The sequence below is a fragment of the Streptomyces sp. JK94 genome, from assembly GCF_053613315.1.
The window spans coordinates 15,997-38,830 of record NZ_JBSICH010000053.1 but is presented as its reverse complement, the minus strand read 5'-3'; the positions used below and the strand labels follow the sequence as shown (position 1 = coordinate 38,830).

The 22,834-nt window shown below is 73.3% G+C and carries 19 protein-coding genes; 12 read left to right on the top strand and 7 right to left on the bottom strand.

Annotation, left to right across the window (positions count from 1 at the left end; genetic code table 11):
* Positions 1-14 precede the first annotated feature (14 nt).
* The 3 genes from ACVV2G_RS32065 to ACVV2G_RS32055 form a co-directional block, all read right to left on the bottom strand.
* On the bottom strand, positions 15-773 hold the full coding sequence (locus ACVV2G_RS32065; protein WP_453846305.1) for a TetR/AcrR family transcriptional regulator: 759 nt from the start codon (positions 771-773) through the stop codon (positions 15-17).
* Positions 770-1,645: a sugar phosphate isomerase/epimerase family protein gene (locus ACVV2G_RS32060; protein ID WP_453846304.1), complete on the bottom strand. Its 876-nt coding sequence runs from the start codon at positions 1,643-1,645 to the stop codon at positions 770-772. Before ACVV2G_RS32060 ends, ACVV2G_RS32065 begins: the two co-directional genes overlap by 4 nt.
* A gap of 153 nt (positions 1,646-1,798) precedes the next feature.
* Positions 1,799-2,731, bottom strand: coding sequence for a Ppx/GppA family phosphatase (locus ACVV2G_RS32055; RefSeq protein ID WP_453846303.1), 933 nt, complete (start codon positions 2,729-2,731; stop codon positions 1,799-1,801).
* Positions 2,732-2,802: 71 nt separating this feature from the next.
* Here ACVV2G_RS32055 and ACVV2G_RS32050 point away from each other — a divergent pair, with 71 nt between their 5' ends.
* Entirely contained in the window at positions 2,803-3,615 is an 813-nt protein-coding gene (locus tag ACVV2G_RS32050) for a DUF3109 family protein (RefSeq protein ID WP_453846302.1), read from the top strand.
* A gap of 8 nt (positions 3,616-3,623) precedes the next feature.
* Here ACVV2G_RS32050 and ACVV2G_RS32045 read toward each other — a convergent pair whose 3' ends face one another.
* Positions 3,624-5,363 (bottom strand): BACON domain-containing protein, encoded by a 1,740-nt coding sequence (locus ACVV2G_RS32045; protein WP_453846301.1) that lies wholly within the window; start codon positions 5,361-5,363, stop codon positions 3,624-3,626.
* 363 nt (positions 5,364-5,726) lie between these two features.
* On the opposite strand from ACVV2G_RS32045, the gene radA reads away from it, so the two are divergent.
* Together radA and disA are read left to right on the top strand one after the other, a co-directional pair.
* Complete coding sequence (gene radA, locus ACVV2G_RS32040; protein ID WP_453846300.1) at positions 5,727-7,136, top strand: DNA repair protein RadA; 1,410 nt, start codon at positions 5,727-5,729, stop codon at positions 7,134-7,136.
* A gap of 80 nt (positions 7,137-7,216) precedes the next feature.
* Positions 7,217-8,341, top strand: a complete 1,125-nt coding sequence (disA, locus tag ACVV2G_RS32035) for a DNA integrity scanning diadenylate cyclase DisA (RefSeq protein WP_453846299.1) — start codon at positions 7,217-7,219, stop codon at positions 8,339-8,341.
* Between the two features lie 34 nt (positions 8,342-8,375).
* Here disA and ACVV2G_RS32030 read toward each other — a convergent pair whose 3' ends face one another.
* Entirely contained in the window at positions 8,376-9,218 is an 843-nt protein-coding gene (locus ACVV2G_RS32030) for a hypothetical protein (protein ID WP_453846298.1), read from the bottom strand.
* A 478-nt stretch (positions 9,219-9,696) separates the two neighbouring features.
* Between ACVV2G_RS32030 and ACVV2G_RS32025 the strand changes: the two genes are divergently transcribed.
* The 6 genes from ACVV2G_RS32025 (at position 9,697) to ACVV2G_RS32000 (ending at position 15,111) form a co-directional block, all read left to right on the top strand.
* A complete protein-coding gene (locus ACVV2G_RS32025; protein WP_453846297.1) occupies positions 9,697-10,671 on the top strand; it encodes an HhH-GPD family protein in 975 nt (324 codons plus the stop codon).
* 297 nt (positions 10,672-10,968) lie between these two features.
* Positions 10,969-11,508 (top strand): SigE family RNA polymerase sigma factor, encoded by a 540-nt coding sequence (locus tag ACVV2G_RS32020; RefSeq protein WP_053134953.1) that lies wholly within the window; start codon positions 10,969-10,971, stop codon positions 11,506-11,508.
* Entirely contained in the window at positions 11,496-12,164 is a 669-nt protein-coding gene (locus tag ACVV2G_RS32015) for a hypothetical protein (RefSeq protein ID WP_453846296.1), read from the top strand. Before ACVV2G_RS32020 ends, ACVV2G_RS32015 begins: the two co-directional genes overlap by 13 nt.
* Positions 12,165-12,292: 128 nt before the next feature.
* Entirely contained in the window at positions 12,293-12,997 is a 705-nt protein-coding gene (gene cseB, locus ACVV2G_RS32010; RefSeq protein WP_453846295.1) for a two-component system response regulator CseB, read from the top strand.
* A 16-nt stretch (positions 12,998-13,013) separates the two neighbouring features.
* Complete coding sequence (gene cseC, locus ACVV2G_RS32005; RefSeq protein ID WP_453846294.1) at positions 13,014-14,639, top strand: two-component system sensor histidine kinase CseC; 1,626 nt, start codon at positions 13,014-13,016, stop codon at positions 14,637-14,639.
* A 139-nt stretch (positions 14,640-14,778) separates the two neighbouring features.
* Complete coding sequence (locus ACVV2G_RS32000; RefSeq protein WP_453846293.1) at positions 14,779-15,111, top strand: hypothetical protein; 333 nt, start codon at positions 14,779-14,781, stop codon at positions 15,109-15,111.
* Positions 15,112-15,173: 62 nt separating this feature from the next.
* Here the strand turns inward: ACVV2G_RS32000 and ACVV2G_RS31995 are convergent, their stop codons facing one another.
* Complete coding sequence (locus ACVV2G_RS31995) at positions 15,174-16,832, bottom strand: MDR family MFS transporter (RefSeq protein WP_453846292.1); 1,659 nt, start codon at positions 16,830-16,832, stop codon at positions 15,174-15,176.
* 185 nt (positions 16,833-17,017) lie between these two features.
* Between ACVV2G_RS31995 and ACVV2G_RS31990 the strand changes: the two genes are divergently transcribed.
* Positions 17,018-17,605 (top strand): TetR/AcrR family transcriptional regulator, encoded by a 588-nt coding sequence (locus tag ACVV2G_RS31990; RefSeq protein WP_453846291.1) that lies wholly within the window; start codon positions 17,018-17,020, stop codon positions 17,603-17,605.
* A gap of 10 nt (positions 17,606-17,615) precedes the next feature.
* Here ACVV2G_RS31990 and ACVV2G_RS31985 read toward each other — a convergent pair whose 3' ends face one another.
* The gene (locus ACVV2G_RS31985) at positions 17,616-18,296 is read right to left on the bottom strand and encodes a M23 family metallopeptidase (protein ID WP_453846290.1); all 681 of its coding nucleotides are present in this window, start codon (positions 18,294-18,296) and stop codon (positions 17,616-17,618) included.
* 776 nt (positions 18,297-19,072) lie between these two features.
* On the opposite strand from ACVV2G_RS31985, the gene ACVV2G_RS31980 reads away from it, so the two are divergent.
* Both ACVV2G_RS31980 and ACVV2G_RS31975 read left to right on the top strand, forming a co-directional pair.
* A complete protein-coding gene (locus tag ACVV2G_RS31980; RefSeq protein WP_453846289.1) occupies positions 19,073-19,705 on the top strand; it encodes an HAD family acid phosphatase in 633 nt (210 codons plus the stop codon).
* 43 nt (positions 19,706-19,748) lie between these two features.
* On the top strand, positions 19,749-22,787 hold the full coding sequence (locus ACVV2G_RS31975; protein WP_453846288.1) for an NACHT domain-containing protein: 3,039 nt from the start codon (positions 19,749-19,751) through the stop codon (positions 22,785-22,787).
* Positions 22,788-22,834: the final 47 nt, after the last annotated feature.

Sequence of the window (22,834 nt, the reverse complement as noted above, 5' to 3'; positions counted from 1 at the left end):
ACCCGGCGGAGGCCTCAGGGTCCGGTGAGGTGGCTCTGCACGACCGGTGCCAGGCGCGCGATGATCTGCTCCGGGTCCGCCGAGGCCAGCGGTTCCGCCCTGATCACGTACCGGAGCACCGCGCACCCGACCAGCTGGGCGGCCGCCAGTTCGGCGCGCAGCTCGGCGTCCGGCAGGTCCAGCTGGACGGCGATGCGGCGCAGCAGCTGGGCGGCGATCAGACGGCGGAAGACGGCGGCGGCGGTCTCGTTGTTCAGGGCGGAGCGGACGACGGCCAGCAGCGGGGTACGGGTGGCCGGGTCCTCCCAGAGGCCGAAGAAGAAGCGGGTGAGCCGCTCGCCGACCCCCTCAGGGGAACCGTCGCCGATGGTCTCGGGGGCTCCGCGGACGGGCGCGAAGGCGACCTCGATCGCCGCCTCGAAGACCTGCTCCTTGGTGCCGAAGTAGTGGTGCACCAGCGCCGGGTCGACGCCCGCCGCCTTGGCGATGCCGCGTACGGAAGCCTTCTCGTAGCCGCGCTCGGAGAACTCCTCGCGGGCCGCGGTGAGGATGCGGTCGCGGGTGCCGGCGGACTCCGTGCGCGGCGGGCGGCCCCGGCGCCGGGTCGCTCCGGCGGCGTCCCGGGCTTCTCCGGCGGCGTCCCGGGGCTCCCCGGCGGTGCCCCGGGGCTCTCCGGCAGCCTCCCGGGCTCCCCCGGCGGCACCCCGGGTCACCACGGCGGCATCCCGGGGCTCCCCGGCAGCCTCCCGGGCTCCCCCGGCGCTGTCGCTCATCGCCGGTGCGCCTTCGCCGCCGAGGCCGCCGGGCCCGGCGAGCCCGGCGAGCCCGGCGGACCCGACGAGGCCAGGTGCAGGCGGGTGAAGGCCAGGGCCTCGGCGAGGTCGGCCTCACGTTCGGCGCTGGACATGGCGCGACGGGTGTTGACCTCGATGACGACGTGGCCGTCGAAGCCGGTGTGTGCGAGGCGTTCCAGCACCTCGGCGCAGGGCTGGTTGCCGCGGCCGGGGACGAGGTGCTCGTCCTTCGCCGAGCCCCTGCCGTCGGCGAGGTGGACGTGGCCGAGGCGGTCGCCCATGCGGGCGAGCATGTCGAGGGCGTCGCTGCGGGAGGTGGCGGCGTGGCTGAGATCGATCGTGAAGTGGCGGTAGTCGTCCCTCGTCACGTCCCAGTCGGGGGCGTACGCCTGCATCTCGCGGTCGCGGTAGCGCCAGGGGTACATGTTCTCGACGGCGAACCGCACGTCGGTCTCGTTCGCCATCCGCCAGATGCCGCCGACGAAGTCCCGGGCGTACTGGCGCTGCCAGCGGAACGGCGGGTGGACGACGACGGTGCTCGCGCCGAGCCGCTCCGCGGCGGCACGGGCGCGCTGGAGCTTGACCCAGGGGTCGGTGGACCACACCCGCTGCGTGATGAGCAGGCAGGGGGCGTGCACGGCGAGGATCGGCACGTGGTGGTAGTCGCTGAGTCTGCGCAGCGCGTCGAGGTCCTGGCTGACCGGATCGGTCCACACCATGACTTCGACGCCGTCGTACCCGAGGCGTGCGGCGATCTCGAAGGCCGTCGCCGTCGACTCCGGGTAGACGGAAGCCGTCGACAGGGCGACCTTCGCATCCGGGATGCGGACTACGTCCCTTGGTTCTGCCACGAGGGCCAGGTTACGGGGTGGGCGCCGGGAGCCGCGGGGTGCCTGCGCCCCGTTGTGGTGATTGCCATAGCGGCGGGTGCGGGCCCACCGCGGTCGCCCGCGCCCATGCGGCGGGCCGTACGCCGGCGTACGGCCCGCCGTCTCCCGGGGGCGTCACCCGTGGCCCATGTGGTCGAGGCGCCGCAGGATCACGCCCTCCCGCAGGGCCCACGGGCAGATCTCCAGGGTCTCGACGCGGAAGAGGTCCATCGCGGCCTCGGCGACCAGGGCGCCCGCCGGGAGCTGGCCCGCACGACCCTCGGAGACGCCGGGGAGCTCGGCGCGCTCGGGGGTGGTCATGGCGGCCAGGCGGGGCACCCAGGCCTCCAGGGAGGCACGCTTCAGCTCGCGCTGGACGTAGAGGCCCTCGGCGGAGCGGGCGGCACCCGCGATACGGGCGAGCTGCCGGAAGGTCTTGGAGGTGGCGACCACGTGGTCCGGGGCACCGAACCGGCTGAAGTCGCCCACCGTACGGGCGATCTCCGCACGGACGTGCCGGCGCAGCGCCCTGACGTCGTCCGCGTCGGGCGGGTCGCCCGGCAGCCAGGCGGCGGTCAGCCGGCCCGCGCCGAGCGGCAGCGACACGGCGGTGTCGGGCTCCTCGTCGATGCCGTAGGCGATCTCCAGGGAGCCGCCGCCGATGTCGAGGACCAGCAGCTTGCCGGCGGACCAGCCGAACCAGCGGCGCACCGCGAGGAAGGTGAGCCGGGCCTCCTCCGCGCCGGAGAGGACCGCCAGCTCGACACCGGTCTCGTCCCGCACGCGCGCGAGGACGTCGTCGGCGTTGCTCGCCTCGCGCACGGCGGAGGTCGCGAACGGCAGGAGGTCCTCGACGCCCTTGTCCTCGGCGGCCTGGAGCGCCTCCCGGAGGACCGCGACGAGCCGGTCGACGCCGTCGGGGCCGATCGCCCCGTCCGCGTCGAGGAGCTGGGCGAGGCGCAGCTCCGCCTTGTGCGAATGGGCGGGCAGCGGACACGCGCCCGGGTGCGCGTCCACCACCAGCAGGTGCACCGTGTTCGATCCCACGTCGAGAACACCGAGTCTCATGGGCGGAACGCTACTGCCAGCGGGGAGTGCGGCGGTGCCGTCATCCGGTCCGGGCGTCTTACCCTGGAGCCGTGCCAAAGACGAAGAAGGCGAAGGACGCAAAGTCGGCCAAGAAGGACAAGAAGTACGAAATGGGCGACGAGAAGGGCCTCGACTTCGCGCGCGCGTGGGTGGAGTTCCCGGATCCGGCGGACGACGAGCAGGTCTTCCGGTGCGACCTGACGTGGCTGACCTCCCGCTGGACCTGCATCTTCGGCAGCGGCTGCCAGGGCATCCAGGCGGGCCGCGCGGACGACGGGTGCTGCTCGCTGGGCGCCCACTTCTCCGACGAGGACGACGAGCGGCGGGTCGCCGAGCACGTGGCGAGGCTCACGCCGGACGTCTGGCAGCACCACGGCGAGGGCACGCGGAACGGCTGGATCTCCGAGGACGACGAGGGTTCCCGGCAGACCCGGCCCTTCCAGGGTTCCTGCATCTTCCAGAACCGGCCCGGCTTCGCCGGGGGCGCGGGCTGCTCGCTGCACATCCTGGCCCTCAAGGAGGGCCGCGAGCCGCTGGAGACCAAGCCGGACGTGTGCTGGCAGCTCCCGGTCCGCCGGACGTACGAGTGGATCGACCGGCCCGACGACACGCGCGTGCTCCAGGTCTCGATCGGTGAGTACGACCGCCGCGGCTGGGGCCCGGGCGGGCACGACCTGCACTGGTGGTGCACCTCGGCGACCTCGGCGCACGGCGCGGGCGACCCGGTGTACGTCTCCTACCGGCCGGAGCTGACCGAGCTGATGGGCAAGGCGGGCTACGACCGGCTGGCCGAGCTGTGCGAGGAGCGGCTGGCCTCGCAGCTGCCGCTGGTGGCCCCGCACCCGGCCGACCCGGCCCGCTGAGCGCGGCGCTACGCGGTGGACGGACTCGGTCCGCCGCTGCCGGGCGGCGGTGACACACCGCCCGTGCCGTCGGTGGGCGTCGGGTCGCCGGTGGGTGACGGGTCGCCGGTGGGCGTCGGGTCGGGGCCGGGCCGGGTGGGTGACGGGTCGGAGGGCGCCGAGGTGGACGGCGACGGGTCCGGGCCGGGGTCCGACGGGGACGGGGAGTCGTCGGGCGTGCTCGGCCGCGGGTTCGGACGGGTCGGGCCGGGCGCCGTGCCGTAGCCCTCGATGGAGACGACCGCGCCGGCGGGCGAGACGGCCACCCGCGCGCTCCAGTGGCCGGAGGGCTCGCGCAGGTGGTCGACGTACACCTTGACCGTCAGCGTCTCGCCGGGACGCACGGTGCCCGACGAACGGCTCAGGTAGAGCCAGGGCGCGCCGGTGGTCGCGGACCAGCGCACCGGGGCGCCGCCGGTCGCGGTCAGCGTGATCAGCGTGGTGTCGCCGTCGTGGCCGGCCCTCACCTCGAGGTGGCCGGCCCCCTTCTCGCCGGCGCCGGAGACACTGACGACCTCGACGGAGACGTCGGCCTTGCCGTGCCGGCCGAAGCGGGTGCCGGGCGTGGTGCGCGTGTTGCCGGTGTTCTCGTAGCCGTAGGCGCCGCCCGCCGATCCTCCGTCCGTGCCGTCGGGGCTCTGCCGCTCGCCGGCGCTGGCCGAGCGGCCGTCCTCGCCCTCGACGACCGGGGTGCCCCGGTAGGCCGCCCACAGGGCGAGCACGGGGGCCGCGACGACGGTGGCGACGACGGTCGTGGTGACGGCACGCGCGCGGAGGCGGTCCCGCCGGGCCGCGCGGTCCTTGGGGTCCATCGGGAAACCCCGCCGGTCGAACCGGGGTGCCGCGCTCCGCGCGCGCGGGAGGTGCGCCATGGCCGTGTGCAGCGCCGCGCGGGGCGCCCGCAGGACGGGCAGCTCGGCGGGCGTCACGCTGGTGCCGGGCCAGCGGCCGGGGACCGCGCGCTCGGCGGTGCGGCGGCAGCGCGGGCAGTCGTCGACGTGCCGGACCAGCTCGCGGCGCAGGGCGGCGCTCAGCACGTACTGGTTGTCGCCGGTGAGGCGGGCCACGCCCGCGCAGCTGCCGGTCTCGACGACGGCCAGCGCGGCGCTGGTGCGCTCGACCTCGCAGGCCGCCGAGGCGAGCAGTTCGCGGGTGGCGGCCGGGTCCATGCCGAGGACGGCGGCGACCTCGTGGACGGCGAGCTGGTGGCGTACGGCGAGTTCGAGGGCCTCGCGCTGCTCCGGGGTGGTGCCGGCCGCCTCCGGCCAGGCCAGGAGGGCGAGTTCGCGGCGGTGCCGCTCCTGCTCCTCGTCGTTCCCGGGGGAGGCGGGCGGGGGCGCGGACGGTCGGCGGGCGGGGTCCGGGCGGCCTGCCGCGTGGCTGCTCGGACGTTTCTGCTTGGCCTCGGCCAGCTTGCGCAGGCACGCCCAGCGGGCCAGGGCGTACAGCCAGGCCCTGCGGTCGTCGGCGTCCCCGGGCCCGCGGTTGCCGCGGCGCTCGGCGAGCGCCAGGACGTCGCCCAGGGCGGCGGTCGCGGTGTCGTGGTCGCAGAGCACGGACAGGCAGTACGTGAACAGGCCGTCCAGATACGCGTCGTAGCGCGCGGGCGGCCGTTGCGCCAGCGTGCGCGCCGCGGTGCGGTCACGCGCTTCCCGGTACACCCGGTGTGCGCCGGTCGTGCGGGTCGTGGTTTCCGGACTGCTCCTCATCACTCGGCGACCGTAGGGGGCCATGGGTGGCGCGAAGTGGCGCATTGGCTCCTTTTAATCCGTACGGGTGAAACGATCCCTCATAAGGGGACAGGAGGCGGATGTTCCGTGGCCGTTTCGGGGTGACCGTGGCTCGTTCGGGGTGGCAGCGGCCCGTCGGGGCGGCGCGAGGAGGCCGGGCGGGGACGGCGGGGGGAGCGCCTCGGCCGGGCGGGACGGGGTGGGGCGAGGTGGCGTGGGGCGAGGCGGGGTGCGTCAGGTCCGGTGGCTGCCTCGTCGCCGTGGGCCGTTGCGGCCGCTCGCGGCCCGGTCGCCGTGGGCCGGACGGGCCGCGTTGTCGGTGGGTGCGGTTACGGTTCGTGCATGGCTGCCCGTGCGAAGACCACCAAGGACCGGCCGTCCTACCGCTGCACCGAGTGCGGCTGGCAGACGGCCAAGTGGCTCGGCCGCTGCCCCGAATGCCAGGCCTGGGGCACGGTCGAGGAGTACGGCGCGCCCGCGGTGCGTACGACGACGCCGGGGCGCGTCACCACCTCCGCGCTGCCCATCGGCCAGGTCGACGGCCGGCAGGCCACCGCCCGCTCCACCGGCGTGCCCGAGCTGGACCGGGTGCTCGGCGGCGGACTCGTGCCCGGTGCCGTGGTGCTCGTCGCGGGCGAGCCCGGCGTCGGCAAGTCCACCCTGCTGCTGGACGTGGCGGCCAAGTCGGCGAGCGAGGAGCACAAGACCCTCTACGTCACCGGTGAGGAGTCGGCGAGCCAGGTGCGGCTGCGCGCCGACCGCATCAAGGCCATCGACGACCACCTGTACCTCGCCGCCGAGACCGACCTCTCGGCCGTGCTGGGACACCTGGACGCGGTCAAGCCGTCGCTGCTGATCCTCGACTCCGTGCAGACGGTGGCCTCCCCCGAGATCGACGGCGCCCCCGGCGGCATGGCGCAGGTCCGGGAGGTGGCGGGGGCGCTGATCCGCGCCTCCAAGGACCGCGGGATGTCCACGCTGCTGGTGGGCCACGTCACCAAGGACGGGGCCATCGCGGGTCCGCGGCTGCTGGAGCACCTCGTGGACGTCGTGCTGCATTTCGAGGGCGACCGGCACGCCCGCCTGAGGCTGGTGCGGGGCGTCAAGAACCGGTACGGCACCACCGACGAGGTCGGCTGCTTCGAGCTGCACGACGAGGGCATCACCGGCCTGACCGACCCCAGCGGCCTGTTCCTCACCCGGCGTGCCGAACCGGTGCCCGGCACCTGTCTGACCGTCACACTGGAGGGGCGCCGTCCGCTGGTGGCCGAGGTGCAGGCGCTGACCGTCGACTCCCAGATCCCGTCGCCGCGGCGCACCACGTCCGGCCTGGAGACGTCCCGCGTCTCCATGATGCTGGCCGTCCTGGAGCAGCGCGGCCGCATCAGCGCGTTGGGCAAAAGGGACATCTACTCCGCGACGGTCGGCGGTGTGAAGCTCTCCGAGCCGGCCGCCGACCTGGCCGTCGCGCTGGCGCTGGCGAGTGCCGCGAGCGACACCCCGCTGCCCAAGAACCTCGTCGCGATCGGCGAGGTGGGCCTCGCCGGCGAGGTGAGACGGGTCACGGGCGTGCAGCGCAGGCTCTCCGAGGCGCACCGTCTGGGCTTCACGCACGCCCTGGTACCGACCGACCCCGGCCGGGTCCCTGACGGCATGAAGGTTCTGGAGGTCGCGGACATAGGGGACGCCCTGCGGGTGCTTCCGCGCTCGCGTCGGCGAGAGGCCCCACGGGAGGACGAGGACCGCCGGTAGACTTTGCCCTGGTCTCGCCCGTCCGTACGTCCGAGTGTGCGACAGGGGACGCCTGAAGAACCTGCGACCGGAGGAGTGCAGTGGCAGCCAACGACCGGGCAGCAGCTCCCGGAAAGTCCGGTGGGAGTGCCGGTGCCGATGGCCTGATGCGCGCCTCGCTGAGCGCGGTGGCGCCCGGCACGCCCCTGCGGGACGGCCTGGAACGGGTCCTTCGCGGCAACACCGGCGGTCTCATCGTGCTGGGCTCGGACAAGACCGTCGAGTCGATGTGCACGGGCGGATTCGTGCTGGACGTCGAGTTCACGGCGACCCGGCTGCGCGAGCTGTGCAAGCTCGACGGCGGCATCGTGCTCTCCGCGGACCTCGGCAAGATCCTGCGGGCGGGCGTGCAGCTCCTCCCCGACCCGACGATCCCCACCGAGGAGACCGGCACCCGGCACCGTACGGCGGACCGGGTCAGCAAGCAGGTCGGCTTCCCCGTCGTCTCCGTCTCCCAGTCCATGCGCCTGATCGCCCTCTACGTCGACGGCCAGCGCCGCGTCCTGGAGGACTCCGCGGCGATCCTGTCCCGCGCCAACCAGGCCCTGGCGACCCTGGAGCGCTACAAGCTCCGCCTCGACGAGGTCGCGGGCACGCTGTCGGCGCTGGAGATCGAGGACCTGGTCACCGTCCGGGACGTCTCGGCGGTGTCCCAGCGGCTGGAGATGGTGCGCCGCATCGCGACCGAGATCGCCGAGTACGTGGTGGAGCTGGGCACGGACGGGCGTCTGCTGGCGCTCCAGCTGGACGAGTTGATCGCCGGCGTGGAGCCCGAGCGGGAACTGGTCGTGCGGGACTACGTTCCCGAGCCCACCGCCAAGCGCTCCCGCACGGTCGACGAGGCGCTCGTCGAACTGGACAAGCTGAGCCACGCCGAGTTGCTCGAACTGTCCACGGTGGCACGCGCGTTGGGCTACACCGGCTCCCCGGAGACCCTGGACACGGCGGTGTCGCCGCGCGGCTTCCGGCTGCTGGCGAAGGTGCCGCGGCTGCCCGGGGCGATCATCGACCGCCTCGTGGAGCACTTCGGCGGCCTGCAGAAGCTGCTCGCCGCCAGCGTGGACGACCTCCAGGCGGTGGACGGCGTCGGTGAGGCGCGGGCGCGCAGCGTGCGGGAGGGCCTGTCGCGGCTGGCGGAGTCGTCGATCCTGGAGCGCTACGTCTGACCGGCCCGGCCCGGGTCGGTTCGCGTCAGTCGCGTCAGTCGTTCTTCAGTACGAACGACGTCCGTACCTTCTCGAACCCGGCCGCCTCGGCCTCCACCAGGTACGTCCCCGCCTTGGCCGACCCCGTCGGAGGCGTCCCGCACTCCTTGGCGCTCGGCTTGCGGTCCCACTTCACGGTGGAGGTGATGCCGCTCCCCGCCGCCACCCGGTACTGCAGGCTGCCCGTGCCCTGGACGCACGCGTCGGAGGACCAGTAGACGTCCTCGCCCTCGGCCGGCGTGATGGTCAGCACCGCGCGCTTGGGGCCGAGATCGACCTTGCAGTCGCTGCCGGAGGTGTTGCGCGCGGTCAGTTCGAAGGTAGGGGTCTGACCGGGCGTATAGGTGTTGCGGACGCTGCGCAGGCTCAACTTCACCGCGTTCGGTGTGCAGTCGGGAAGGCTCGAACCAACCGGCAGCGCGTCACCCGCGCCGACGCCGGTCGCCGCACCGCCCGCGGAACCGCCCGCGCCGGTACCGCCCGCGCCACCGGAGCCGGCACCGCCGCCGGACTCGTCGGCACCGGACCCGTCGCCGCTCCCGGAGCCCGAGCCCGAACCGGAGCCCGATCCACCGGAGTCCCCGCTCCCCGACTCGTCGCGGCCGCCCGGCGCCTGACTGATCGCCGGCCCGGAGCTCGAGGGCCCGGGAGTGATCGAAGGCGCCGGGTTCTTGCCGTCGGCCCCGTCCTGGCGGCCGTTGCCGCCGTCACCGCCGCCGGCCACCACGACCCATGCGATCAGTAGTGCCAACACCGCGAACAGGGACAGCAGTACGGCCCTCCGTCGCCAGTAGATGGAGGAGGGAAGCGGCCCGACCGGATTGCGCAGAGATCCCACGGCGCAAACTGTACGAGAGATCGGCGCGTTCCCCTGTCCCACCCGCCGTTCGGGTTACCAACTTTTACGGATCATCATTCCGGAGACGGCCCGGACTGCCTGCCGGTCGTCCGGTGCGGCACCTGCCGATCGCAGAGCGTGGCCGTATCGGGCACCCGATCACCCTCCGTGAGTATGGCCTCCGAAGAGGACGAGCTGCACCGCGACGTCACCGGCTTCGCCCACAACATCCCGGCGTGGGCGCGACACGCGGTGGAGGTGCGGACGGAGGCGGGTGGTCTCCTGCGGTCCGGCGCGCTGTGCGTCGCCGCTTGGCGGCACTCGCCTCGGGACGGGTGCCTGCCACGGGAGCCGATGCCGCGAGCGGCGGGACGAGCGGCGGGACATGCGGCACCCCCGTGGATCGTCAGGTGTCGTGGCCGCCACCGGGTGGCGGTGCACCCGTGCGGCGGTCATCCCGTGGCAGGATCGGAGGGTCATGACTGCGCCCACGAAGCCCTCGCACAACGACCCCTCCGACCCCGCCGCGACCCCGCTCCCGGCCCCGGCCACCGCCCCGGCCGAGGAGCGGGCCGCGCCCGGTGTGCCGCTGCACACTCCCGTCATCGACTGGTTCGACGAGCACGCCCGAGATCTGCCCTGGCGGCGCCCCGAGGCCGGCGCCTGGGGTGTGATGGTCAGTGAGTTCATGCTCCAGCAGACGCCGGTGAGCCGGGTCCTGCCCGTCTACGAGCAGTGGCTGGCCCGCTGGCCGCGCCCCGCCGACCTCGCCGCGGAAGCGCCCGGCGAAGCCGTCCGCGCCTGGGGCCGGCTCGGTTATCCGCGCCGTGCCCTGCGCCTGCACGGCGCCGCCGCGGCCATAACGGAACGGCACGGCGGCGACGTACCGGCGGACCACGCCCAGTTGCTGGCGCTGCCCGGCATCGGCGAGTACACGGCCGCCGCGGTCGCCTCCTTCGCCTACGGCCAGCGGCACGCCGTACTGGACACCAACGTCCGCCGGGTGTTCGCCCGCGCGGTCACCGGCGTGCAGTACCCGCCGAACGCCACCACCGCCGCCGAGCGGAAACTGGCACGGGCCCTGCTGCCGGACGACGAGGCGGACGCCGCGCGCTGGGCCGCCGCCTCCATGGAGCTGGGCGCGCTCGTCTGCACGGCGAAGAACGAGCAGTGCCACCGCTGCCCGATCGCGGCCCGGTGCACCTGGCGGCTGGCCGGAAAGCCCGCGCACGACGGACCCCCGCGCCGCGGCCAGACGTACGCCGGCACCGACCGGCAGGTGCGCGGCCGGCTGCTCGCGGTGCTGCGGGAGGCGCACGAGCCGGTGCCGCAGTCGGCCCTCGACCAGGTGTGGCACGAACCGGTCCAGCGCGCCCGCGCCCTGGACGGCCTCGTCGCCGACGGCCTGGTGGAACCGCTGGCGGACGGGATGTACCGGCTGCCGCTGAGCTGACGTCCACAGCCGCCGCACAGCGGGGGCCCACACCGCGACGGTCTCCGTGACGACGGCACCGCCGGACACATCACCCCCTACCGCCATCAAGCAACCCATCCTCCGGATCCGTCCCCGCCTCCGTTACACAACCGACGGACAGCCGAGGGTTTGCCGCAGGCTGCTTCGCACAGCGCCGTGACAACGCTTCCCTACTTTCGTATCCAAGCCCCGCAGGCACAGGGCGACTACGGACCACGGGCAGTGGGCCCGGTGGCGATCAGGCCGCCGGATACGGGGATCGGAAGGCGGTTGACCATGGCGCAGGGCGAGGTGCTCGAGTTCGAGGAGTACGTCCGTACCCGGCAGGACGCGCTGCTGCGCAGCGCACGGCGCCTGGTCCCGGACCCCGTCGACGCCCAGGACCTGCTGCAGACCGCGCTGGCACGGACGTACCGCCGCTGGTCGACCATCGAGGACAAGCGGCTGGCGGACGCCTACCTGCGCCGGGTGATGATCAACACGCGGACCGAGTGGTGGCGGGCCCGGAAGCTGGAGGAGGTGCCGACCGAGCAGCTCCCGGAGTCCTGCGTGGACGACTCCACCGAGCAGCACGCGGACCGCGCCCTGCTGATGGACGTCATGAAGGTGCTCGCCCCCAAACAGCGCAGCGTCGTGGTGCTGCGACACTGGGAGCAGATGTCAACGGAGGAGACGGCCGCCGCCCTCGGCATGTCGGCCGGAACGGTCAAGAGCACGCTGCACCGGGCGCTCGCCCGGCTCCGTGAGGAGCTGGTCGCCCGCGATCTGGACGCACGGGCGCTGGAGCGTGAGGAGCGGGAACGTTGCGCGGCCTGACCGTCGGTCGATCACCCGGGGGGGCCCGCGGGAGCGGGCAGGCGGCGAGTACGGCGGTGGCCGTGTTCGCCGTCCTCGGCGTCTGCCTCTCCGGCTGCGGCGCCGGCGGTACCGGCGCCCGTGACGAGGGCCCGGCCCGCGCGGACGCGGCGGGCGGCGGCGCCGCCTCCTCCTCGCCCGCGGTCTCCCCCTCCGAGGTCCCCGGCCGCGTGGACGCGGTGCGGCTCGTCAAGGCCGACCCCGAGGTCTCCACGGAGGTCAAGCGCGAGCTGGAACCGTGCGTCGCCGACGAGTACCCCGTCGACGTGTCGTACGGGGAACTGACCGGGGGCCCGGCGGAGGACGTCGTCGTCAACGTGCTGACGTGCGGTGACGCGGTGGGTGTGGGCAGTTACGTGTACCGCGAGGAGGGCGGCGCGTACCAGAATGTGTTCAAGGCGGAGGAGCCCCCGGTCTACGCGGAGATCGACCGCGGCGACCTGGTGGTGACCAAGCAGGTGTACGAGAAGGGCGACCCGGTGTCCAGTCCGTCCGGCGACGACGTGATCACGTACCGCTGGGCCTCGAACCGGTTCACCGAGGAGTACCGCACCCACAACGACTACAGCAACGCGGTCGGTGCCGTGCCCTCACCGGTCCCGGAGCCGGGCAGCTGACGCGCACGGCACGTGAACCGATCGGGCCGCTCGGACCGATGGCGACATGAACACCGACGGAGAAGTGAACGCGGCGCGCGCCCTCCGCGTCTCCCCAGTGACGGCACACGAGGACTGAGAGCACCGGGATGGCAGACCAGACACACGTCCTGTTCGTCGAGGACGACGACGTCATCCGCGAAGCCACCCAGCTCGCCCTGGAGCGGGACGGCTTCGCGGTCACCGCGATGCCCGACGGGCTGTCGGGCCTGGAGGCGTTCCGGGCCGACCGCCCCGACATCGCGCTCCTCGACGTCATGGTCCCCGGCCTGGACGGCGTCAGCCTGTGCCGCCGGATCCGGGACGAGTCCACCGTGCCGGTGATCATGCTGTCGGCGCGGGCGGACTCCATCGACGTCGTCCTCGGCCTGGAGGCCGGCGCGGACGACTACGTCACCAAACCGTTCGACGGGGCGGTGCTGGTCGCCCGGATCCGCGCGGTGCTGCGCCGCTTCGGCCACGCCGGCGGCGGTGACGGGTCGGACGCGGAGGGCACCGCGGGCACCGGGGGCCCGCTCACCTTCGGCGAGCTGGAGGTCGACACCGAGGGCATGGAGGTGCGCCGGGCCGGGCAGCCGGTGGCACTCACCCCGACCGAGATGCGGCTGCTGCTGGAGTTCTCCTCCGCGCCGGGCACGGTGCTCTCGCGCGACAAGCTCCTGGAACGCGTGTGGGACTACGGCTGGGGCGGGGACACCCGCGTCGTCGACGTCCATGTGCAGCGGCTGCGCACCAAGATCGGTCAGGACCGGATCGAGACGGTCCGCGGTTTCGGCTACAAGTTGAAGGCCTGAGCGGGGACACAGGGACATGCGGGGCTTCTTCCGACACCTGACCGCCTCGCCACCGGGGCGTCCCGGCACCCGCACGGAGCCGGGCACACGCAGGGAACCGGGCCGTACGCAGCCGGGTGTCCGCAGGGAACCGGGCACACGCACGCAGCCGGGTGCGCGCAGGGCAGCGGACCCCGGCACGGAGCCGGGTGCCCGGCCGGGACGGGACGCCCGGGCGGAGCGGGGTGCCTGGGCCGGACGGGGCGCCCGGGCGGAGCGGGGCGCGTGGGCGGAGCGGGGTGGCTGGGCCGGACGGGGCGCCCGGGCTCTGGGTATCCGCACCGGGCTGCGCTGGAAGCTCAGCGCGGCCATCGCGCTGGTCGGAGCGCTGGTAGCGGTCGCGCTGAGCCTGGTCGTGCACAACGCGGCCCGGGTGTCGATGCTGGACAACGCGCGTGACCTCGCCGACGACCGGGTCCTGATCGCCCAGCGCAACTACGAGCTGTCCGGGCGGCAGAACTTCCCCAACGCCCGGATCGACGACCCCGAACTGCCGGCCGAGCTGCGCAGGAAGGTCGAGGACGGGCGCAGGGCGACGTACGTCTCCGAGCGGGCCGACGGGGTGACGGACATCTGGGCGGCCGTGCCGCTCAAGGACGGACACGTGATGTCCCTGCACTCCGGGTTCACCGACCGCAGCGCGGACATCCTCAAGGACCTCGACCAGGCCCTGGTCATCGGCTCCATCGCGGTCGTCCTCGGCGGCAGCGCACTCGGCGTGCTCATCGGCGGCCAGTTGTCGCGCCGGTTGCGCAAGGCCTCCACCGCCGCGCACCGGGTCGCGGGCGGTGAGCCCGACGTCCGCGTGCGGGACGCCATCGGCGGGGTCGTCCGGGACGAGACCGACGACCTCGCGAGCGCCGTGGACGCGATGGCGGACGCCCTGCAGGAACGGCTGGAGGCGGAGCGCCGGGTCACCGCCGACATCGCGCACGAACTGCGCACTCCGGTGACCGGGCTGCTGACGGCCGCCGAGCTACTGCCGCCGGGCCGCCCGACCGAGCTGGTGCTGGACCGGGCGAAGGCGATGCGCACGCTCGTCGAGGACGTCCTGGAGGTGGCCCGGCTGGACGGGGCCTCCGAGCGGGCCGAGCTGCAGGACATCATGCTGGGCGACTTCGTGACCCGGCGGGTGGCGGCCAAGGACCCGGACGTCGCGGTCCACGTGGTGCACGAGTCGGAGGTCACCACCGACCCGCGCCGCCTGGAACGCGTGCTGTTCAATCTGCTCGCCAACGCCGCCCGGCACGGCCGGCCGCCCGTCGAGGTCAGCGTCGAGGGCCGGGTGATCCGGGTCCGCGACCACGGGCCCGGCTTCCCCGAAGCCCTGCTCGCCGAAGGGCCGAGCCGCTTCCGCACCGGCAGCGCGGACCGGGCCGGCCGCGGTCACGGGCTCGGCCTGACCATCGCGGCGGGCCAGGCCCGGGTCCTGGGCGCCCGGCTCACCTTCCGCAACGTACGGCCCGCGGGGACACCCGATCACGTACCGGCCGAGGGGGCGGTCGCCGTCCTGTGGCTGCCGGAGCACGCGCCGACGAACACCGGGAGCTATCCGTTGCTGCCGGACCGGCCCCACAGCGGCCCCCCGGGCGGCCCGGCCTGACAGGCCTGGTCCCGGTCCGGGTCGAGGCCGCAGCTCGTCCATACGGCCGAGGGCTGCACGGGGCACGGACAGCGTGAGCATCTCGGGGTGGACTGTCCTCGGGCTGCTCAATTGAGCAGCTGGATCGCGTTGGCCGCGTGTGGTCCCTGCTCCGGACCGGCGCAGTGCGGGGGCGCCGACGACTGCCGGGGCTGCCGGTCCCGTCAGCCGCCGGTCCGCCGGACGACGGCAGGCGTGGGCCTGGCGGGACTGGCTGCTGTGGGCCCGGGCGGGGGCCTGGTACCGGGCGAACGACCGGACCGCGAACAACCGGACCACCGGACCACGAACCACCGGACCACCGGACCACCGGACCACGGACGACCGGACCGCCGACGACCGGACCGTCATCGACCGGACCGTCATCGACATGCTCGCCCCCGACGGCGGGGAGTTCCTCTCCTTCGCCCTGGTCACGGCGTGCAGGAGGTGAGGGCCACACCGAAGGCCTCCGGGTGGCCGCAACCCCCCGGAGGCCCCTGTGGCGGACAGGCGTCACACCGCCCCGGTCACCGGCTCCTTGGGCGCGGCAGCAGCCGTGACCCCGGCCGTAGCCGTGGCCGTGTCGTCGTAGCCCCCGTCGCCGTCGCCCCCGTCGCCGTCGCCGTCGGCCGGGGTGTCGGCCGCCTTCGGGCCCGCCCCCTTCAGCGGCACCTCCGTCACGAAGACCGCCGCGACCAGCGCGGCCACCGCCACCACGGCACCGAGCAGGAACGCGCCGTGCGTCCCGGCGGACACCGCGTCCTGGTACGCCACGCGCGCCGCCTCCGGCAGCTTGGCCAGGCTCGCCGCGTCCAGCTGGGCGGACTGCTCGGTCACCTTGGTGCCCAGCGCGCCGGCCTTCTGGGCCATGACGTCCTGCACCCGGTGGTTGAACAGGGCACCCATGATCGCCACGCCGAAGGAGGAGCCGAGGGTGCGGAAGAGGGTGGTGGACGAGGACGCGACGCCCATGTCCTTCATCTCCACGCTGTTCTGCGCCACCAGCATGGTGATCTGCATCAGGCAGCCCATGCCGAGACCGACTACCGCCATGTACACCCCGGAGGTGAAGCGGCTGGTGTCGGTGTCCATCAGCGACAGCAGGTACAGCCCGACGGTCATGAGCACGCCGCCGGCCACCGGGAAGATCTTGTAGCGGCCGGTGTGGGTGGTGACCCGCCCGGCGACCATCGACGTGACGAGCATCGCGCCCAGCATCGGCAGGAGCAGCAGCCCGGAGTTGGTGGCGGACGCGCCCTGCACCGCCTGCTGGTACAGCGGCAGGAAGAGGGTGGCGCCGAACATCACGAAGCCGGTGACGAAGCCGATGAGGGACATCAGCGTGAAGTTGCGGCTGCGGAAGATGTGCAGCGGCACGACCGGCTCCGCCGCCTTGGTCTGCCAGAACACGAACCCGACCAGCGCGGCGACGCCGATGCCGGACAGCTCCATGATCCGCGCGGAGCTCCAGGCGTACTCGGTGCCGCCCCAGGTGGTGACGAGCACGACGGCGGTGATGCCGACGGTCAGCAGCACGGCGCCCAGGTAGTCGATCCGCGCCTCGCTGCGCTTCTTCGGCAGGTGCAGTACGGCGCTGACGGCGACCAGCGCGACCGCGCCGAGCGGCAGGTTGATGTAGAAGGACCAGCGCCAGCCCCAGTGGTCGGTGATGGTGCCGCCGACCAGCGGTCCGCCGATCATGGCCAGCGCCATGACGCCGGCCATCATGCCCTGGTACTTGCCGCGCTCCCGCGGCGGGATCAGGTCGCCGATGATGGCCATGACGCCGACCATCAGGCCGCCGGCGCCCAGGCCCTGGACGGCACGGAAGCCGATGAGCTGGCCCATGTCCTGGGCCATGCCGCTGAGCGCCGAACCGGCCAGGAAGATCACGATCGACGCCATGAACGAGCCCTTGCGCCCGTACATGTCGCCGATCTTGCCCCACAGCGGGGTGGAGGCCGCGGTCGCGAGGGTGTAGGCGGTGACCACCCAGGCCAGGTGCTCCAGGCCGCCCAGCTCGCCCACGATCGTCGGCATCGCCGTACCGATGATCATGTTGTCGAGCATCGCGAGCATCATCGCGATCATGAGCGCGAGCAGGACCACCCGTACGCTCCTGGGCTGCTCGCCGTCGGCGCCGACGACCTCTTCCACCGATGTGTCCGTCATGACCCTCACTCCACCGCTGCTGCGCGCTTACTTGCCGCCCGGCAAGTTGACTACACTCGGGAAAGTAGACGCGTAACTAGCCGGTCGTCAAGTAAGTTTTTAGGAAAGCGGTCGGAGCGGTCCGCCCGCACGGAGCGGTGGGCAGGTGCGCGGAACGGGAGGTGCGTAGGAGGATGGGCGGCACGATGGACGGCACCAGGCAGCAGCGGCGCCGCGGGGACACCCGCCAGCGCATCCAGGACGTGGCACTCGGGCTCTTCGCCGAACAGGGGTACGAGAAGACCTCGCTCCGCGAGATCGCCGAGCGCCTGGACGTCACCAAGGCGGCGCTCTACTACCACTTCAAGACCAAGGAAGAGATCCTGGTCAGCATCTTCGAGGATCTCACCCGGCCGATCGAGGACCTGATCGCGTGGGGGCGGCGGCAGCCGCACACCCTGGAGACGAAGCAGGAGATCGTCCGCCGCTACGGCGAGGTCCTGGCGGCCGCGGCGCCCCTGTTCCGCTTCATGCAGGAGAACCAGGCCACGGTGCGGGACCTGCGCATCGGCGAGATGTTCAAGACCCGCATGCTCGGCCTGCGCGACATCCTCATGGACCCGGAAGCGGACCTGGTCGACCAGGTCCGCTGTGTGAGTGCGCTGTTCACGCTGCACGCCGGGATGTTCGTGCTCCAGGACCTGGAGGGCGACCCCGAGGAGAAGCGCGCGGCCGTCCTCGAGGTCGCCACCGGCCTGGTGACCCAGGCGCACCGGGAAGCCGGCGGCTCCTAGCCGGTCACCGTCAGACGGTCACGCCCTTGGCGCGCAGGAAGGCGACCGGGTCGACGGCCGAGCCGTAGTTCGGGGTCGTGCGGATCTCGAAGTGCAGGTGCGGACCGCTGGAGTTGCCGGTGTTGCCGGACTTGGCGATCGACTGGCCGGTCTTCACGATCTGCCCGGCCTTCACGTTGACCTGGGACAGGTGCGCGTACTGGGAGTACGTGCCGTTGCCGTGCTTGATCACGACGGCGTTGCCGTAGGCGGGGCCGTCACCGGCGCCGTTGCCGCCGGCCTTGACGACGGTGCCGCCGTGCGTGGCGACGACGTTGGTGCCGACCGGCACGGCGAAGTCCTGGCCGCTGTGCTTGCTCGCCCACATGCCGCCGTTCTGGGCGAAGCCGGCGGTGAGCGTGTACTTCTTCACCGGGTCCACCCAGGAGGCGGCCTTCTTCTTGGTGGCCGTCTCCTTGGCGGCGACGGTCTTCGCGCTCGTGGCCTTCTCGGCCTTCGCCGCCTTGGCCTGCGCCGCGGCCTGGGCCTCGACGGCGCTCGCGGCGGTGGAGGTGTTCGAGGCCGCCGTGGTGCCGGTGGCGGCCGCGACCCCGGCTCCCAGTGCGACCGAGGCGCCGAGGCCGGCGGCCATCACCGCGGCGCGGGTGCGGAGGGTCGTACGGGAAGAACGGGACGTGACACGCGGGAACATTCGAACCTCATGGGGACGGGTGCGGAGGAAAGCCCCTCCGACGGGACGCACTGGGCGGTCGCCGGGCGGGCTCCACCTTGGTAACCCGGCGGCCCCGAACCGCACAAAGGTGTGACCTACGACCCTATGTAGTACTTCAGCGTAAAACTTCACCACTCACGACAGAGCCCTCATTCCGGACAAAACCAGCTCAGGGGCGCGGGAAACTCCCACCACCCTGGTCCGAAGTGTCCGTTTTCGTAGTTCTTGCGGCGCCCACTATTCCTCGTAGTACACCGCGAACGGCCTGTGCGGCATGTCACCGGCAGGCACGATCGAGGGAAGCGTGAATGTGACGGGGGCTACGGTGGCGCGGCCCGTCGCACGGCCGAGGGCGGGGTGGACGGACCCGCGCGAGGCACCCGCGGCCGGTACGGAGCCGGACACCGCGACCGACTCCCCGTACCGGGCGCCGCGACCGACTCCCCGCGCCGGGCACCGCGCACCCCCCCGGGGGCCCGGACCTCGACGACGTGCGGGCCGTACGGCCGGGCCACGAGCATTCCGCCGCCCGGCCGGCCACGGACCGCCTCCCCGCCCCGCCCCTCGCCTCCCACCTCCCGCCTCCGGCGCGGTGGGCCCGCGCTCCCGGACCGGACCCGGCGGCGGAATCTCGTCAATTCACGCAGGGGGGTGGCAGATTACCGTCCGGTAACCCTACGGTTCCTCTCGCGCCACCCGCACCACCGAGCATGCACTCGACAAGCAGCAGCGTGTACGGACGCGAGAGGATCTTCATGAACAGACGCCCCTGGTTGCGCCGCGCGACGGTGAGCGCGGTCTCCACGGCCGCCCTCGTCGCCCTCGCCGCCCCGGCGGACGCCGCGACCCCCACCAGCGTCGCCGCGTCCGCCACCGGGGCGTCCGCCGCCGCGGACGTCGGCTACGACACCTGGCAGAGGGACTGCCAGGCCGTGATGGACCAGGCACTGCCGTACCTGAAGGAACGCATCGCCGGCGCCCGGCCCGGCGAGAAGCAGGCGATCGTCCTCGACGTCGACAACACCTCGCTGGAGACCGACTTCGGCTTCCGCTACCCCCAGCCCGCCAACCGGCCGGTCCTGGAGGTCGCCGAGTACGCCCAGGAGCGCGGTGTCGCCCTGTTCTTCGTGACCGCCCGGCCGGGCATCATCGAGGCGCCCACCGAGTGGAACCTCGCCCACGCCGGCTACGAGTCCTCCGGTCTCTACGTCCGCGGCTTCCTCGACCTGTTCCGCGGTGTCGCCGAGTACAAGACGGCCCAGCGCGCCGACATCGAGTCGCAGGGCTACACGATCATCGCGAACATCGGCAACAGCGCCACCGACCTGTCGGGCGGCCACGCCGAGAAGGGCTTCAAGCTCCCGGACTACGACGGCCAGTTGTCCTGACGCCCGATAGGCTCCCGTGGTCGGCCGACCACGGGGGTGGTGCATGGAACCGGCGGTGCTCGGTGGGAAGTTGGCGTCCGGCCTGGTCGCCCCACTGGTGAAGAAGCTCTTCGTGACGGGCGGTCCCGGCGCCGGACTGGTCGACCGGCCGGTCCGGCTGGCCCGCCTGGTCTCCTTCCGGGGCGAGCGGCGCCACCTCGGTGAGGCGGAGGTGCGCAGGCTCGCCGGGCGGCTGGTCGGGGCGTCCCTGGACTCCCCCGGCGAGCCGCCCTTCCCGGCGGACGAGACGGAGGCCGTCACCGACGCCCTGACGACCCGTCTGCTGGCCCTCGGCGACCTGGACATGGACGACGTCCAGGCGGTCCGGCTGGGCCACCAGGAGCTGGCCAAGCAGTTGCAGTGCCGGGCGCCCTCGGCCACCGGAGGTCTGTCCGCGGACGCCTGCCACTTCCTCGACTCGGTGACGGAGTGGGCCTGCCTGCACATCCTGGAGTTCTTCACCCGGCGCTCCACCTTCGTCGCCCGGACCCTGGTGGAGCAGTCCCGGTGGCACGCGGAACTGATCGCCAAGGTCGACGAACTGATCGCCCGCACCCCGCGCCCCGACGCCCGCGACACCGCCTTCGAACGCCGGTACCTGCCCTACGCGGCCGAGCGGCACCAGCGCATCACCATCTACGGCATCGACCTGCGCGACTCCCCGGACCGGTGGCCCCTGGAGGTCGCCTACCTGAGCCTGGAGGCGACCGCCACCGAGGAACGCGCCGCCCTCCCGGGCGAGCACACCGAACCGGAACGCGTCGTCCGCCTCTTCGCCGAGGACGCCCTGAGCACCCACGACCGCGTGCTGCTGCGCGGCGACGCGGGCTCCGGCAAGACGACCCTGGTGCAGTGGCTGGCGGTGACCGCCGCGCGGAGCGGGGACCAGGTCCCGTACGTCCTGCCCCTGCGCACCCTGGTCCGGGCGGGCGCGCTGCCCGCCCCGGCGGCCTTCCTCACCGCGGTGGGCTGCCCGCTCACCCCGCCGGACGGCTGGGCGGAGCGTGTGCTGGGCACCGGCCGGGGCCTGGTCCTCGTCGACGGCCTGGACGAGCTCCCCACCGCCGACCGGCACCGCGCCCGCGACTGGCTCCTCGCCCTGATCCGCGCCTTCCCCGGCAACCGCTGGCTGCTCACCTCCCGCCCCACCGCCGTACGCCCCGACTGGCTGGCCGCCGAGGGCTTCCGGGAACTGGTCCTCACCCCGATGCGCCGGGACGACGTGGCGACGTTCGTACGGCGCTGGCACGCGGCGGCCGACGCCCCCGAGTACGAGATGAGACTCCTCGACGCCCTGCGCACCAAGCGCGACCTGGCCCGTCTCGCCACCAACCCGCTGATGTGCGGTCTGATCTGCGCCCTGCACCGGGAACGGCGGGGCTACCTCCCCACGGGACGCAAGGAGCTGTACGACGCCGCCCTCACGATGCTGCTGGTCCGCCGGGACCGGGAGCGGGGCATGGAGGCGGTGGAGCTGGGCGAGGAGGCGCAGCTGGAGCTGCTCCAGCGGCTGGCGTACGCGCTGGTACTGAGCGGGCGCACGGAGATGGAGGTGGAGACGGCGCAGGGCATCGTGGAGCGCGCGCTGCCGTCGGTCGCCTCGGCGGCGGGGCAGGGTGACGCGGCGGAGGTGCTGCGGGCCCTGCTGTTGCGCAGCGGCCTGCTCCGCCGGCCCGGAGAAGGGGTGCTGGACTTCGTCCACCGCACCTTCCAGGACTACCTGGGCGCGCGGTACGCGGTCGAGGAGGGCCACCTCGACGTCATCGCGGCCCACGCGGACGACACCCAGTGGGAGGACGTGATCCGCATGGCCGTGGCCCACGCCCGGCCCGGCGAGCGGGCGGTGCTGCTGCGGCGGCTGCTGGCGGAGGACGAGCCCCGGCTGACGCTGCTGGCCCTGGCCTGCCTGGAGCACGCGACGGCCCTGGACCCGGCGGTGCGGGGAAAGGTGGAGGCGCGGGCCGCGCGGCTGATTCCGCCGGGCTCGAAGGAGGAGGGGAAGGCGCTCGCGGAAGCCGGCCCGCTGGTACTGGAGCTGCTGCCGGGGCCGGAGGGACTCACGGACGCGGAGGCACACGGGGTCACGGTCGCGGCCTCCCGGCTGGCGGAGCAGGAGCCGGGCGGGGCACTGGCTCTGCTACGCCGGTTCCGGGAGCACGGCGCGCTGGACGTACGGCGTCAGCTGGTCGGGACGTGGGAGCGGTTCGACGCGCGGGAGTACGCGAGGGAGGTCCTCGACCACCTGGACCGCACGGACCTGTTTCTGAACTGCGTCACGGACGAGCAGCGCGCGACCCTCGCCCACATGCGGCCGTGGAGCCGCCTGGACCTCCGTGGCGCGGGCAGCGTGTCCGGGATCACCGGCCGTGTGAGGGAGCCGGACGCGGTCGAGACACTGCACGTCGCGGACGACCCCGGTCTGACCGACCTGGGTGAGCTGTCGGCCTTCGGGTCGCTGCGGCGCCTGCAGCTCGTCGGGTGCCGTTCGGCCCGGGGGCTCGGCGGCCTTTCGGCGCTTCCGCTCAGGGAACTGGCCCTCAGTGACGTGGCCGACCTGTCGGGTCTGCGCGAGATGGACTCGCTCCGCTTCCTCTCCCTCACGCAGGAGCTTCCGGGCAGCCGACTGACGGACGCCCTTCCCCTGGCCGCACCGTTCGAGTTCCTCTTCCTCGGCCTCACGGCCGTCGACGGCACCGGGCTTCGCGGGCTGTCCCACTGGCAGAGCGTGAAGTACCTCAGCCTGGGCCCCGGCCTGTCACTCGACGCGGGGGACTGGACGGAGATCACCGGGCTGCCACTGCTCACAGCCCTGTATCTGAACGTGTCGCTTCTCCCGGACGGCCTGGGTCCGATGCCGGTTCTCCCCGGCGTCGTCAGCCTGAGTCTCGCGGCCCTCGAAGGGGACGAGGACGTGTCGGCCGTCCCCGCCCTGGTGCCCGGCGTACGCACCGTCGTGCTCCAGACCGCCCCCGGCGCCCGCTTCGACACCGCACCCTTCGCCGCCCTCTTCCCGGACGCGGAAGTCGTCCTGGACGAACGCTGACGCGGCACGGCGAAAGGGGGCTGCCCGGGACCGAAGTCCCGGGCAGC

Bases quoted from the DNA above. Each gene is read 5' to 3' on its own strand.
- ACVV2G_RS31985 (WP_453846290.1), bottom strand. From the start codon at position 18,296: ATGTTCCCGCGTGTCACGTCCCGTTCTTCCCGTACGACCCTCCGCACC.
- ACVV2G_RS31980 (WP_453846289.1), top strand. From the start codon at position 19,073: ATGAACAGACGCCCCTGGTTGCGCCGCGCGACGGTGAGCGCGGTCTCC.
- ACVV2G_RS31995 (WP_453846292.1), bottom strand. From the start codon at position 16,832: ATGACGGACACATCGGTGGAAGAGGTCGTCGGCGCCGACGGCGAGCAG.
- ACVV2G_RS32045 (WP_453846301.1), bottom strand. From the start codon at position 5,363: ATGAGGAGCAGTCCGGAAACCACGACCCGCACGACCGGCGCACACCGG.
- cseB (WP_453846295.1), top strand. From the start codon at position 12,293: ATGGCAGACCAGACACACGTCCTGTTCGTCGAGGACGACGACGTCATC.
- ACVV2G_RS32025 (WP_453846297.1), top strand. From the start codon at position 9,697: ATGACTGCGCCCACGAAGCCCTCGCACAACGACCCCTCCGACCCCGCC.
- ACVV2G_RS32020 (WP_053134953.1), top strand. From the start codon at position 10,969: ATGGCGCAGGGCGAGGTGCTCGAGTTCGAGGAGTACGTCCGTACCCGG.
- ACVV2G_RS32065 (WP_453846305.1), bottom strand. From the start codon at position 773: ATGAGCGACAGCGCCGGGGGAGCCCGGGAGGCTGCCGGGGAGCCCCGG.
- ACVV2G_RS31975 (WP_453846288.1), top strand. From the start codon at position 19,749: ATGGAACCGGCGGTGCTCGGTGGGAAGTTGGCGTCCGGCCTGGTCGCC.
- ACVV2G_RS32055 (WP_453846303.1), bottom strand. From the start codon at position 2,731: ATGAGACTCGGTGTTCTCGACGTGGGATCGAACACGGTGCACCTGCTG.
- ACVV2G_RS31990 (WP_453846291.1), top strand. From the start codon at position 17,018: ATGGACGGCACCAGGCAGCAGCGGCGCCGCGGGGACACCCGCCAGCGC.
- cseC (WP_453846294.1), top strand. From the start codon at position 13,014: ATGCGGGGCTTCTTCCGACACCTGACCGCCTCGCCACCGGGGCGTCCC.
- radA (WP_453846300.1), top strand. From the start codon at position 5,727: ATGGCTGCCCGTGCGAAGACCACCAAGGACCGGCCGTCCTACCGCTGC.